The following is a 13,289-nucleotide window of genomic DNA, read 5'->3' as shown; positions in this document are numbered from 1 at the left end:
TAATTATGCAGAATTACGATTATATCATTGTCGGCGCCGGTTCTGCCGGGTGCGTGCTGGCAAACCGCTTATCGGCCAACACAAACCACAATGTATTACTCATTGAAACCGGTGGCAGTGACAAAAGCATTTTTATTCAAATGCCAACAGCTTTGTCCATTCCGATGAACACAGACAAATATGCGTGGCAATTTCACACTGAGCCTGAGCCATTTCTCAACAATCGAAAAATGCATTGTCCTAGAGGAAAAGTGCTTGGGGGTTCCTCATCAATTAACGGCATGGTTTATGTTCGTGGTCACGCTAAAGATTTTGACGAGTGGGCTGACCACGGTGCTCAAAACTGGGACTATTCTCATTGCCTCCCTTATTTTAAACGGGCTGAAGACTGGTATTTGGGAGCAGATGAATATCGTGGAGAAGACGGACCGATAGGGACAAACAACGGCAATGAAATGAAAAACCCCTTGTACCGCGCCTTTATTGAGGCGGGTAAGCAAGCCGGTTACGCCGAAACCTTTGATTACAACGCAGCCCAACAGGAAGGCTTCGGCCCCATGCACATGACGGTGAAAAATGGTACGCGTTGCTCCACAGCACGAGCATATTTAGACCCAGTTAAACACCGCACTAACCTCACCATCGTAACCCATGCAACGGTGGAAAAAGTAATCATTGAAAACAAAGTCGCCACAGGTGTTACGTATACTGGCAAAAGCGGTACCGTTACCGCAAAAGCCCACAAGGCAGTCGTGCTTAGCGCTGGCTCAATCGGTTCTCCCCATTTATTGCAATTATCCGGTGTCGGCGATAGAGAAACCCTGGGATCAGCAGGTATCGAGTGCATTCATCACCTGCCGGGAGTTGGGGAAAACCTTCAGGATCACTTAGAGTTTTATTTTCAATTTTACTGCAAGCAGCCCATAACTCTGAACCGCAAACTGGATCTATTCTCTAAAGGCCTTATCGGTATTCGATGGCTACTGTTCAAGGACGGCTTAGGCGCAACCAACCACTTTGAATCCTGCGGCTTCATACGCTCCAAAGCCGGAGTGGAATGGCCTGATCTACAATACCATTTCCTTCCGGCTGCCATGCGTTACGACGGGAAAAGCGCAGTGAAAGGTGACGGCTTCCAGGTTCACATTGGACACAACAAGCCCAAAAGTCGGGGCTCGGTGAAAATTAAATCTGACAATCCGGCCCAAGCGCCAGCAATTCAATTTAATTATTTACAGCACAAGGACGACATTGAGGGTTTCCGTGCTTGCGTGAGATTAACACGGGAAATAATCAACCAGCCTGCTTTCGATTTGTACCGGGGCGAAGAGATTCAACCCGGCGCTAAAGTACAAACTGACGAGGAAATTGACGCTTTCGTTCGAGAAGCCGTTGAGAGTGCTTATCATCCATCGTGTTCCTGCAAAATGGGGGAAGATGAGATGGCTGTAGTAAATTCTCAAACTAAAGTTCATGGTATTGAACATCTTCACGTTGTGGATTCGTCAATATTCCCGACCATTCCTAACGGAAACCTCAACGCACCGACAATTATGGTAGCCGAGCGCGCTGCCGATCTTATTCTGGGGCACTCAACCCTAGACCCTGAAAACACGGATGTAGCAAACGAACGCAACTGGCAAAACCGCCAGCGTTCCAGCGTGATTGGCGCCTAACGGCGCTAAATCTGTGTAACACATATTGTAAGGAGTAAATCATGACGCTGTGGCTAAGTGCGGGTATTGCACTGACACTATTGTCCATTGTTTTCATATTGTGGAAATGGGGAAACCTGACAATGATCGGGGTTACCCCGGTTAAAACTTTGACATTTATCTCAATTTTATTCACATCCGGTTTAGATGTAGGCCTCATCATGTTCCCGTTAACGGAATTTGGCACTTACGCGGATACTGCCGCAAACCCAGAGTACGACTTTACCAACCCACTGGCAATAGAGTTTGGATTTTGGGGGTTTTTCATATGGGCATTTTATTTTCTTACCTGTTTTTATTTTTGTGTTATTGAGCCCAAGGTAAAATTTTTTGAAATCACCTGGGTACGAATTGTTAATAATGTGGTCATCATTGGCACCTGTGCATTTACCGCCTTTCTTTTACTAAAAAATCTGCCTTGGTATTTACCGTCGCTCGGAGATGGTGAAACCATAGTACCGTCATTTTATCTCATTGTTTTTGCAGCTATTGCGTTTTCTGTTTACAGCAGTACAGATATTAAATTTGTAAAAATTCTCAGTGTGTCTACCACCTGGCTGTTTATTGCGCTCATCGGCTTTATGTGGGGTGGCGCTTTTCTGTGGGGCAACGGTGAAATGGCTGAATACTTCGCGGCCACCTCATTGCTAGGTGGTTACTTTGCCAATATCCAGCACTTCCTCTTTCCCATAAATGGCTATCACGCCTTCTATCTGTTCTGGTGGTTTGCCTGGAGTATTATGATCGGCCAGTTTACCTCCCGCTTTGTCGGAGGATTGAAAACCTGGCAAGTATTGTCAGCCATGTTGATTTTCCCATCAATCCCCATCGCGCTTTGGTTTGGTGTGCTTTACTACTATCACGAAGCTAATTTGGATACTACGGGAATTAGAAACTTAGCCATGGTATTTGTCGGCATTGTGTTTGTTATAAACTCACTGGATTCACTGATCCGCCTTTATACCGACAACTTAAACCTTTCTTCACGTCGCTTAGGCAAATGGAAATACTTCTTCCTGAATTTTATCGCCCTTTGCGCACTCACCCTTTTATTTAAAATAGATTTCCTTCAAATTCAATGGGTTGGAGCACTAGTTATCGCTTTATTCTACAGCTGTCTCGGGTACATTTTGTACAAGAAGTTTGCATCAGTGCGCAAAATAGACAGTTCGCCTAAAGAGAATGAACTCGATTTTGAAAAAATCGAATCCATGCAATAGAAGGAGTAGCTTTGAATTATTATCAACGTAAATTATTGTGCTGTGCACTACTTATCACCAGTTTCTCCACCTGTGCAGACTGGTCGGCAACATTGACTGGCGTAACGGATTACAGTTTCAACGGTGTTAGCCAAACTAACCGCAATCCAGCGTTGCAAGGAAGTGTAGACTATGCAGCGGATGCAGGCTGGTATGCGGGAAGCTGGACGTCACGGGTAGATTATGGCGACAGCGCCGATAGAGAACTGGACTTTTATGTGGGCCACTACCTCTCGTTAACTGATAGCGTTGATGCAGACTATGGTATTGCTTATTACAGCTATCACGGCGGCGATAATGCCAGCGCGTTAAACTACCCTGAAGCCTATGGAACGCTGATTTTCAATAACGACTTTGGCGTGACCGAAGCCACGCTGTGGTACACATGGGATTACTTTGGATTAGGAGCAGACCATCTAATTGGCAAACTTGCCCACACTTATTCACTGGCAGATAACCATAGAATAAGAGTCAGCGTAGATATATCCAAATCGCTGGATACAGAAAAATACGCATGGGATACAGACAGCTCACACTTCGTTCACTACAAAATCGCCTACGAAACTCAGTTTCACGGGTTTGATATTGAGATCGCGGCTGAAGATACCACCATGAACTACCACAATGCTGACGCAAGAATTGTCGCCAGCCTTAGCAGAACCTTCAGCTTTTAATACGGAACAGCCCGCCTACGCGGGCTATCTTCTTCCTGTATTGCCACATCAGGATTTTCTTAACATCTCGTCATCATCGGCTTTAAGCAACAATTGCTTGCTGTCTATCAAGCATTTTCTTGCATAATCACCGAACCAGCTGCCAATTTTATTAAACTCACTAATAAAAGCAGCTTTATCGCCCTTTTCAAGCAGGCACAATGCCTCACCAAAACGCTGATGGAAACGGCGTAACAACGCAAAATTAGCCGGATTATTGAAAATAATATCGGCGTAAAGCTGTGGAGACTGAGCGAACAAGCGTCCAACCATGGCAAGTTCAAGCCGGTAAATTGGTGAGCTAAATACCGTCAGCGAATTTAAATCCGGATTTTCTCCCTGCAGATGTGCGCCATAGACAAATGTGTTGAAATGCCGCATTACCTGAATAAACGCCATGGCTTCATCATGCTCTTTGGCAGTACTGAAGTGTATGTTCGCTCCCCAAATTTTCATTTGTTCGACTAACCAGTGATAAGCTTGTGGGAACCTTCCCTCGCAAACCACCACTACTTGTTTGATCATACCTGGCGCATCGGGGCCAAACATGGGATGTAATCCAACCACCGGGCCAGAATGAGCTTTGAGCATTGCGCTCAAAGGCGCGGACTTGACACTGGTGATGTCAGCCAGCACACAGTTTTCTGGTAGGAACGTTAAACTGGATATTACCTGCTCAGTCAGATTAATGGGAACCGCAACAATCACCAAATCTGTTCGAGCAAACAAAGACGCTGTGGCGGCTTTACCCCAGTCATCTTTTTCGACCACATCCACCTGATAGCCGGATTTTTCAAACAAGCCGACAAAAACGCGCCCAAGCGCACCAGCACCACCAATAATAACCACCTGATTAATATCAGGGTTAATACATCGATAGCGATTATTTTGCGTATGATAGGACTCGCGAATAATGCGACGGAGTAAATCTTCGGTCAGATCTGGTGATACACCTGCCTGCTCGGCGTGTTCACGGCGCGATGCAATGAGTGCCTTTTCCCGATCTGGTACGTAAACTGGCATGCCAGTTTCAGCTTTTATTTGTCCAACCTGCGTTGTGAGGTTAGCCCGCCGGGCCAACAGTGCGACGAGCTCGTTATCGAGCTCGTCAATGTCTGCGCGTAAAGCCGCCAGACGCTTGTCGTGTTCAGTCATTTTACGACTCTGCTAAATCAGCTGTCTCAAGCAACAGCCGTGCGTTTATTTTGTCGCAATGGTAGCACAGTAATAAGTTTATCTCTGGTTTGTGTGATAAGGTTTTCTGTGGTTTCCCAATCTATACAACCATCGGTAATTGACACGCCGTATTCAAGCTCTGCAGGCGTCTTACCGTCTGATTTCTGATTACCGGCATTGAGATGACTCTCAAGCATGACACCAATTATTGATTGGTTTCCTTCGAGGATCTGATTCACAACATTTTGCGCCACTAATGGCTGGCGACGATAATCTTTACTCGAATTTGCATGGCTGCAATCAACCATCAGCCCGGCGGTGAGCTTCGCCTTTTGCAAATCTTCTTCACACTCGGAAACACACACAGAGTCGTAGTTTGGCTGCTTGCCGCCCCGAAGAATAATATGTCCGTCTGGATTTCCGCTGGTACTGATCACAGCAACCTGCCCTTGCTTGTTAATACCCATAAAACTGTGCCCCGACGCAGCAGATTTAAGTGCATTAATCGCGATATCCAAACTGCCGTCAGTACCATTTTTAAAGCCTACTGGCATAGAAAGACCACTGGCCATTTCGCGGTGTGTTTGCGATTCAGACGTACGCGCACCAATTGCACTCCAACTAAATAATTCAGCCAGATATTGCGGACTAATTGGGTCTAGTGCCTCTGTAGCCACAGGAATTTGCAACTCAGCAAGCCAAATCAACAGCTCCCTTGCTTTTCTTAACCCTGTTTCAATATCAAATGTACCGTCAATGTAAGGGTCGTTAATAAGTCCCTTCCATCCCGTGGTTGTACGGGGCTTTTCGAAATATACGCGCATAACAATAAAAAGTGTGTCTTTGCAGGATTCATGGAGTTCTTTTAATCGCAAAGCGTACTCTTTTGCGGCTTCGATGTCGTGAATAGAACAAGGGCCGCAAATCACCAATAATCTGTGATCGCGACCATGGATAATGTCAGAAATAATTTTTCGCGATTCAGAAATAGCAGATAAAGCTTTATCGGAAACGGGAAGTTGGTTTGCCAGATCATCTGGCGTGATCAATACGTTTTCCGCACTGACATGAACGTTATTAACGGTGTCCTTAATCATGATACTCTCTTCATGTAAAAAAATTGTTTTCAGGTCAGCCTGATTGACCCGATTAAAATTGATGTCAACCCTGCGAAACTAAAGGTTGTATAAAATTGTTTACACCTTAAATTTAACTTTATTGGCATTCTCGTTGACTTTGTAACAATTTTTGATATGGCAGGCAACCGTATTAGCCACTTTTTTCACTGTAGCTTTATTCCTCGAAAGCTTGACTAGCCCCGCACCGTGGCCCCGTGTGAAACAACGGTGTTGTCAGGTAAATCGCTACCAGGCAGAATACATGCCCCAGCTCCCACTAACACGTTGTTTCCTATATGTATGGGTAGCGCCTGCTGCCAGCCCTGAAGTCGTTTGCTTGCATTTTCATGATGAGTAACAGTGGCAATAGTCACGCCATCTTCAATAATGACATTATCACCTATTTTCACCATTGCGGCATCCAGAATGACTACATTTTCGCCAGCAGTAAACCGTCCATTTCCGTGGATATTTAAACCGTAGTCACACCAGAAACCGTGGCCAATGTGCCCACCGAGGGCGTTGGGAAGAAGAGAAGTCAAGGTACGCTGCCGTTGCAGACTATCTTCTACCTGAAGTCGTTCACAGAGGTTTTTTGCTTGTTTTCGCAGGGTCACTAGTGCCGGGGAATGAGTGCAATACCATTCTCCGCTTACCATTCTATCCCAGTCGTTTGAGTCTGCCATGGCTTACTAACCGTTATTTAAACCACAGACAGTATGACACTGAACAAAGAAAATCGCCCGCTTAGTGCGGGCGACAAAAGGTATTTGACGGTAAAGTCAGAACGTATAGTTGATACTTACCATGGCATTAGCGCCCGCGGCATAGAAAAACGAGCTGTGTAAACTGCTGATGTATTTCTCATCTGTCAGGTTGTTGAAGTTAACCCTGGCAGAAAACTGACTGGAAAAAGCATAGGAAGCATAGGTATTCACCAACAGGTAGCTGTCTTGCGTGACGTTGTAATCCACGTTTTTAGTTTGGGATTGCCAGCGCCCGTTTATACCAAAACTCAGGCCTGGCTGAGCAGCAACATCGTAAGTCACCGTGTAATTGACGAAATCTCGTGGTGCCCAGGTATTAGCATCAGCGCCGCTTTCATCCTCAACATCCAAAGAGGTATAACCTAATACCACCGCCAAATCATCAGTAATTTGTCCGGCAACTTCTAGTTCAAAACCTTCTGATTCAACATTTATCCCTTTGTAATAGTACTGCCCATTTTCCGGGTTGATGCCAGCGAACGCTGCCAAACCTTGTTGCTCTGCAGTGAAAATGGCAAAGGTGGTCAATAGCCTGTCGTCAAACCATTGCGCTTTAACACCAGCCTCAAGGTTTTTACCTTTTGTCGGGTCAAGGTATTCCCCGGCCAAGTTGTATTGTTCCTGTGGCTGGTAGATATCAGAGTAACTGACGTAGGCATTGACAGTATCAGTAACTTTATAGGTTGCGCCCACATACGGGCTGATTTCACTTTCACTGTTATCTATCGCAGTGCCAGCATTGTCTCCCGTGCGCTCGAAATCAATGGCGTTAAAGCCCGCAATAAAAAATAAATCATCAGTGACATTGAGCTTTGCCGATCCGAAATAGCGAGTTAACTCCTGTTCTATGTCGGAATACAAAACAGGGTCTGCCCAGTCAGGTTCAGGTATAGCGTCTAAATCGTACGGAAAAGATGGCGTTAGCAGCCAGGCATCCGCACTTGGATCAGCAGCATGCCGATACATAATGTCATGACTTTTAGCGTAACTTACACCCAGATTAGCTTCATGCTCTTGGCCAAACAGAGAGAAGAAGCCACTGGTTTTAATTTCGATCAGGTCAGCATCCACTTCAGAATCATAACGGCCCGGCCAGCCATAACCACCTAAACCGGTTTCTTTGTCGATACTGCCATAAACGTAGAAAAGCTTATCCTGTTCTTCAAAATCCCGGCGATTATAGTTAATGTTTAAACGCCAGTCGTCACTAAATTGGTACGCATACTCAATGAATGCGTTGCGATTGACGGTGTCCCACATTGTCCAGTTTTGGGTAGTCGTAGCGCTCTCATCCCACTCGGCCTGGGTGCCGTCGGTATAATTGAAGATTAACCCACCCCAGGTATTACCATCAGTATTGGCGTCCTGATAAGAAAACCCCACAGTCAGGGTTGAGTAGTCAGTTAATTGTCCGTCAACAACAGCGTAAACATAACCTAAGTCGTTTTCCAAACCGTCAAGATGGGATTCTTTGTCTTCAGCAACGGCAACTACTCTGGCAGCCCACCGACCATCATCAGTGAGTACAACGTTGTAATCACCCTGAATACGATTGAAATTATACGAGCCAAGAGAAGCGCCTACCTCGCCACCTGTTTCATTCGTTGGCCGCTTGCGCACGTAGTTGAGTGTGCCTGACGCATTACCTACACCGGTTAATAAACCGTTCGCACCGCGAATGACTTCTATTTTTTCATAGCCATAAGCTTCCAGAGCACCGGTAACAATACCCCAGTCGTTAGGTAAACCAACTCCATCAATTTGAGTATTTTTTATCTCGAATCCACGGGACGAGTAGTTCGTACGATTAGTTTCCCATGCTTCTACCGTCACTCCGGTTGCCAAACGAAGTGCGTCGTTCACGTTGAATGCTGCGAAGTCCTGCATCATGTCATCAGTGATCACACTGATAGACTGAGGTGTTTCACTAATATCCATGGTGAGACCCGTAGCTCCCTGGCTTACTCTTTGTTGACGAACACCAGTGATGAGAAGTGTTTCTATGTTGTCGTCCATAGCTGGCGTTGATTTTTCTTCTGTTTGAGCACTAAGGCTAAATGACAACGCCATAAACAGGGGGGATAAAGCAAAACGCGACGCGTAATTCATGTAAATCCTCGTATTCACAAAGTGGAGTGGTTGTTTTAATGGCGGGCATTATACAAAATAAAAAACTTATTGATAATCATTATTATTAACATTATTGAAATTATCTTCATAATCTACTCATTTATTTTCTTAAGTTGGCTCATATCGAAGATACGAAATGTATGTTTGGTGTGGAAACGAAGAAAAAGCTCAGGATAGGAAAGCAAAAAGCCCGCTTAAAGCGGGCTTTTCAAAGTTAACAATAACGCAAGGATTAGTAATCTTAGTTAAGCTTCTCTTTGATACGTGCAGATTTACCTGAACGCTCACGCAGATAGTAAAGCTTAGCACGACGAACTGCACCACGACGCTTCACTTCAATAGAAGAAACCGCCGGGCTGTGTGTTTGGAACACACGCTCTACGCCTTCGCCGCTTGAAATTTTACGTACGGTAAAAGACGAGTGAAGACCACGGTTACGCTTAGCGATAACAACACCTTCGTACGCCTGAAGACGCTCTTTGTCACCTTCAGTAACGCGAACTTTTACTACTACTGTGTCACCTGGACCAAATGCAGGAACATCAGTTTTGAGCTGTGCTTGCTCAATTTTTTTGATGATATCTTGACTGACTTTGCTCATCATATCCTCTCGTCCTAGTTAACTGTCATCTTGCTGCAACTGCGACTTGAATACTTCAAGAAGACGCTGCTGCTCCTCAGTCAGAGCTAGGTAGTTTAATAACTCAGGGCGACGCTGCCAGGTTCTCCCCAGCGACTGCATGTGTCGCCACTGTCTGATTTTTTCATGATCACCGCTCAACAACACAGGAGGAACCGCTTTTCCGTCGAGTACTTCAGGCCGTGTATAATGCGGACAATCAAGTAACCCGTCGGTGAAAGAATCTTCGATTGCTGAGGCCTGATGACCGAGCACGCCCGGTACCATTCTGGCTACAGCATCCATGAGCACAAGCGCTGGTAATTCACCACCGCTTAGCACGTAATCCCCTACTGACCATTCTTCGTCAACATGGGCCTCAATGACACGCTCATCGATTCCTTCGTAACGTCCGCAGATAAAAATCATACGGTCGTTGCTGGCAAGGTGCTTAACCCCTGCCTGATCCAGCTTTTTTCCCTGTGGTGATAAGTAAATCACCTTTGCATGTTCACCGCCGGCTTGTTTTGCCGCGGCAATGGCGTCAGTTAAAGGCTTCACCATCATCAACATGCCCGGACCACCGCCGTAGGGGCGATCATCCACAGTACGATGACGATCGTGGGTGTAATCCCGTGGGTTAAACATCTCGACATCCAGAATGCCCGATTTCACCGCCCTTCCCACAACGCCTTGTTGCATAAAGGGTGCGAACATATCAGGAAACAAACTGATAACGCCGAACCATTTCTCCGCAGTCACTAGAACCCCGGATCCCAGTCTACCGTTATTACACTTTCAACCTTATCAACCGATTTAATGACGGAATCCATCACATACGGTAATAATCTTTCTTTTTGACCAAATGCATCATTCACCTTGGCGCGGACCTGCAAAACGTCATTTGCACCTGTGTTAAATACATCTTTCACCACACCCAAATTGTAACCTTGCGTAGTTACCACCTGCATGCCGGTGAGCTCCCGCCAGTAAAAATCACCTTCATCAAGTTCAGGTAACTGGTTCTCGCTAATTGAGATGTCTAAATTCTTGATGCGCTCTGCGTCATCCCGACTTTCCACACCTACAACTTTCGCCACCAGATTTTTACCGTGGGGTCGCCACTGGTCAATCTGGTATTCTTTACCATCACCGAGTTGCCAAGGTGAATAATCAAAAATACCTTCTGGCACATCAGTAAAGCTGTTGATTTTGACCCAACCTTGCACACCGTAAGGTGCTCCAATCTTGCCAATAATCACTTTGTCAGACGCTTGACTCATCTCTACCTACCAGATTGAGGGCAGCTTACGCTGCCGCTTTTTTAGCTTCTTTTACCAAGTTGTTGACGCGCTCAGATAAGCTCGCACCAACACCAACCCAGTACTCTACACGCTCAAGATCTAAACGCAGACGTTCAGCCTGACCTTGTGCAGTTGGGTTAAAGAAACCGATGTTTTCAATGAAACGACCGTTTCTTGCGCGGCTGCTGTCAGCCACAACTACTTGATAAAATGGACGCTTTTTTGCGCCACCACGCTGTAAACGAATAGTAACCATAGTTGCCTCAAACTCGTTGTAGCGTTACTGTTAACTTACCTTCCCAGTGCTAAGCAAAGGCTGACACCATTTGGAAGGCCGCAGAATTATACGGATCCCAGCCTAATTTGCAAACTTTATAAGCAAATTAACGTGCAAAGAGTGATAATAAACAGAACGGGCGAATTTATTCACCGTAACGACACAAATCGAACAGCACTGACATTGTGATGTCCCCTGAGGAAAGTAAAAGCACTCTGCATTGTACCTTCTCATCCGACCATGACCGACTTTTCGTCTGATTGTTTTTAGTAATGGTCTTATTTACTCGGCGGCCATTTCTCTATTTACGTACACTCTCATCACGTTTTTTCGCTGTAAAGTAAAGAGATTTCATGTCATCGCCTTCCTCCGCAAGTGTCACCACCACTGCTGTACTTAAATGGCTACGTACCCTGCTCCACCCCTATCGTTGGCAAGTCATCGGCGCTATTGCCGCATTACTCATTGCAGCGGCAGCGTGGCTGGTGCTTGGTCAAGGAATTAAGTTCGCCGTGGACCGTGGCCTTTTAGAAGGCAATGCTGACATGCTAAACCGCGCCATTGCAGGTGTCTTAGTTATTACGACCTTAGCCAGCATAGCCACCTATGCCAGGTTTTACCTGATGACCTGGCTCGGTGAAAAGATAAGTGCCGACATCCGCTTATCCGTATTTAGTCATTTACTTACTTTGCCTCCTTCTTTTTTTGCTCGCCTACGCACGGGTGAAGTTATTTCCCGGTTTACAAGTGATACAGCAATTTTACAAAGCGTGGTAGGAATGAGCTTGTCTATGGCTATTCGTTCTGCCATTACATTCGTAGGGGCATTAGTCCTGATGGTTTTTACCAGCCCGATTTTAACGCTATGTGTTTTGCTAGCTGTACCTGCCGTATTAGTTCCCATTCGGATCCTCGCGCCTCAAGTCAGACGCTACGCCAGGCAAAGTCAGGACACGCTGGCAAATTTGGGTGCCCATATCGACCAAAGTCTCCATGAAATTTCAACGGTCCAGGCGTTTAACGCTCAACTTACCGAAGTGCAAGTATTCACTAATGGGGTCAACGACGTTATGAATGCTGCTAAAAAGCGTATTCATTATCGCTCCTTGCTCATTGGTTTAATAATGTTACTGAGTATGGCGGCAATTGTGGTGATTGCCTGGTTCGGCGCCAGGCAGGTATTCTCCCAGCAAATGACCCCCGGTGAATTATCAGCTTTTCTGTTCTACGCCATAATGGCTGGTGGCAGTATTGCTACAATCAGCGAAGTCATTGGTGAAGTGCAACGGGGCGTTGGTGCCAGTGAACGGTTACTGGAACTACTCGCCACAGAGTCAAGTATTGTGGAGGGTAAGGAAGACAAGCAAGTAATTTATCACGCGCCCCCTTCTATCAGTTTTGAAAACGTGAGTTTTGCCTATCCCGACACCCGGCCTTTATTTGAAGCTCTCACCTTAGACATAGGTGCCGGTGAAAAAGTCGCTTTGGTAGGGGCTAGTGGCGCGGGAAAAACCACCCTATTTCAACTCCTCATGCGGTTCTACGACATACAAAAAGGGCGTATTTGTCTTGATAGCCAACCTATTACTTCATTTACCCTGGCTTCCCTTCGCGCGCACATAGCAATAGTTACTCAAGAACCCGTAGTTTTCGCAGCAACTGTTATGGAGAACATTCGATACGGGAAATCCGACGCGTCAGACGACGATGTCAGACGTGCGGCAAAAGCTGCGTTTGCACACGAGTTCATCGATGAGCTCGACAAAGGTTACAATACAGAGTTGGGAGAACGCGGGGTACGCTTATCTGGCGGACAAAAACAGCGTATAGCCATAGCCAGAGCTTTACTGGCCGACCGTCCCATATTGCTTCTCGACGAAGCAACGAGCGCTCTGGATGCACGTAGTGAAAAAATGGTTCAGGAAGCTTTAAATAAATTAATGCAAGGAAGGACTACAATTATCATTGCTCACAGATTGGCAACTGTCAGGCACGTGGATCGCATCATCGTGATGGACAAAGGATGCGTTGTAAATACGGGAAAACACGATGAACTTATAGAAAGCGATGCACTGTATAGAGAGTACGCTGAATTGCAATTGCTTAGCTGATCTGCCTGTGGTGCTATTGTATATATGTTAACAAAAACAACAAAACAGTATCGAGCCTTCATCATCGATGTCTAATACAGCATAGTGAACGCGCTTTTAA

General features: G+C 45.8%; 12 protein-coding genes. 4 read left to right on the top strand and 8 right to left on the bottom strand.

Annotation, left to right across the window (positions count from 1 at the left end; translation table 11 throughout):
• Positions 1 to 5: 5 nt before the first annotated feature.
• From betA to ACXACM_RS10600, 3 genes are read left to right on the top strand one after another with little or no spacing between them, the layout of a single operon-like run.
• Entirely contained in the window at positions 6 to 1,676 is a 1,671-nt protein-coding gene (betA, locus tag ACXACM_RS10610) for a choline dehydrogenase (RefSeq protein ID WP_474821619.1), read from the top strand.
• Positions 1,677 to 1,717: 41 nt separating this feature from the next.
• A complete protein-coding gene (locus tag ACXACM_RS10605) occupies positions 1,718 to 2,935 on the top strand; it encodes a BCCT family transporter (protein ID WP_474821618.1) in 1,218 nt (405 codons plus the stop codon).
• Positions 2,936 to 2,946: 11 nt separating this feature from the next.
• Positions 2,947 to 3,648: a TorF family putative porin gene (locus ACXACM_RS10600; protein ID WP_474821616.1), complete on the top strand. Its 702-nt coding sequence runs from the start codon at positions 2,947 to 2,949 to the stop codon at positions 3,646 to 3,648.
• Positions 3,649 to 3,696: 48 nt separating this feature from the next.
• On the opposite strand, the gene tyrA is transcribed toward ACXACM_RS10600, so the two are convergent.
• The 8 genes from tyrA to rpsP all read right to left on the bottom strand — a co-directional run bounded on the left by tyrA (position 3,697) and on the right by rpsP (position 11,057).
• Positions 3,697 to 4,842, bottom strand: a complete 1,146-nt coding sequence (tyrA, locus tag ACXACM_RS10595; protein WP_474821615.1) for a bifunctional chorismate mutase/prephenate dehydrogenase — start codon at positions 4,840 to 4,842, stop codon at positions 3,697 to 3,699.
• A 26-nt stretch (positions 4,843 to 4,868) separates the two neighbouring features.
• Positions 4,869 to 5,960, bottom strand: coding sequence for a 3-deoxy-7-phosphoheptulonate synthase (locus ACXACM_RS10590; protein ID WP_474821614.1), 1,092 nt, complete (start codon positions 5,958 to 5,960; stop codon positions 4,869 to 4,871).
• A gap of 215 nt (positions 5,961 to 6,175) precedes the next feature.
• Positions 6,176 to 6,667, bottom strand: a complete 492-nt coding sequence (locus ACXACM_RS10585; RefSeq protein ID WP_474821612.1) for a maltose acetyltransferase domain-containing protein — start codon at positions 6,665 to 6,667, stop codon at positions 6,176 to 6,178.
• A 96-nt stretch (positions 6,668 to 6,763) separates the two neighbouring features.
• Positions 6,764 to 8,857: a TonB-dependent siderophore receptor gene (locus ACXACM_RS10580; RefSeq protein WP_474821611.1), complete on the bottom strand. Its 2,094-nt coding sequence runs from the start codon at positions 8,855 to 8,857 to the stop codon at positions 6,764 to 6,766.
• A 262-nt stretch (positions 8,858 to 9,119) separates the two neighbouring features.
• Complete coding sequence (gene rplS / locus ACXACM_RS10575) at positions 9,120 to 9,479, bottom strand: 50S ribosomal protein L19 (RefSeq protein WP_216026881.1); 360 nt, start codon at positions 9,477 to 9,479, stop codon at positions 9,120 to 9,122.
• Positions 9,480 to 9,497: 18 nt separating this feature from the next.
• On the bottom strand, positions 9,498 to 10,259 hold the full coding sequence (gene trmD / locus ACXACM_RS10570; protein ID WP_474821609.1) for a tRNA (guanosine(37)-N1)-methyltransferase TrmD: 762 nt from the start codon (positions 10,257 to 10,259) through the stop codon (positions 9,498 to 9,500).
• Positions 10,259 to 10,780: a ribosome maturation factor RimM gene (gene rimM, locus ACXACM_RS10565; RefSeq protein WP_474821608.1), complete on the bottom strand. Its 522-nt coding sequence runs from the start codon at positions 10,778 to 10,780 to the stop codon at positions 10,259 to 10,261. Before rimM ends, trmD begins: the two co-directional genes overlap by 1 nt.
• A 25-nt stretch (positions 10,781 to 10,805) precedes the next feature.
• Entirely contained in the window at positions 10,806 to 11,057 is a 252-nt protein-coding gene (gene rpsP / locus ACXACM_RS10560; protein ID WP_474821606.1) for a 30S ribosomal protein S16, read from the bottom strand.
• A 374-nt stretch (positions 11,058 to 11,431) separates the two neighbouring features.
• Between rpsP and ACXACM_RS10555 the strand changes: the two genes are divergently transcribed.
• The gene (locus tag ACXACM_RS10555) at positions 11,432 to 13,189 is read left to right on the top strand and encodes an ABC transporter transmembrane domain-containing protein (protein ID WP_474821605.1); all 1,758 of its coding nucleotides are present in this window, start codon (positions 11,432 to 11,434) and stop codon (positions 13,187 to 13,189) included.
• The last annotated feature ends 100 nt before the right edge of the window (positions 13,190 to 13,289 follow it).

The sequence above is a fragment of the Alteromonas sp. AWQ4_252 genome, from assembly GCF_056158205.1.
The sequence above is the reverse complement of the archived record's forward strand: the minus strand, read 5'-3'. Positions and strand labels throughout refer to the sequence as shown.

Excerpts from the sequence above, each read along its gene's own strand:
- betA (WP_474821619.1), top strand. The coding sequence starts at position 6 with ATGCAGAATTACGATTATATCATTGTCGGCGCCGGTTCTGCCGGGTGC.
- ACXACM_RS10605 (WP_474821618.1), top strand. The coding sequence starts at position 1,718 with ATGACGCTGTGGCTAAGTGCGGGTATTGCACTGACACTATTGTCCATT.
- tyrA (WP_474821615.1), bottom strand. The coding sequence starts at position 4,842 with ATGACTGAACACGACAAGCGTCTGGCGGCTTTACGCGCAGACATTGAC.
- ACXACM_RS10590 (WP_474821614.1), bottom strand. The coding sequence starts at position 5,960 with ATGATTAAGGACACCGTTAATAACGTTCATGTCAGTGCGGAAAACGTA.
- ACXACM_RS10585 (WP_474821612.1), bottom strand. The coding sequence starts at position 6,667 with ATGGCAGACTCAAACGACTGGGATAGAATGGTAAGCGGAGAATGGTAT.
- ACXACM_RS10580 (WP_474821611.1), bottom strand. The coding sequence starts at position 8,857 with ATGAATTACGCGTCGCGTTTTGCTTTATCCCCCCTGTTTATGGCGTTG.
- rplS (WP_216026881.1), bottom strand. The coding sequence starts at position 9,479 with ATGAGCAAAGTCAGTCAAGATATCATCAAAAAAATTGAGCAAGCACAG.
- rimM (WP_474821608.1), bottom strand. The coding sequence starts at position 10,780 with ATGAGTCAAGCGTCTGACAAAGTGATTATTGGCAAGATTGGAGCACCT.
- rpsP (WP_474821606.1), bottom strand. The coding sequence starts at position 11,057 with ATGGTTACTATTCGTTTACAGCGTGGTGGCGCAAAAAAGCGTCCATTT.
- ACXACM_RS10555 (WP_474821605.1), top strand. The coding sequence starts at position 11,432 with ATGTCATCGCCTTCCTCCGCAAGTGTCACCACCACTGCTGTACTTAAA.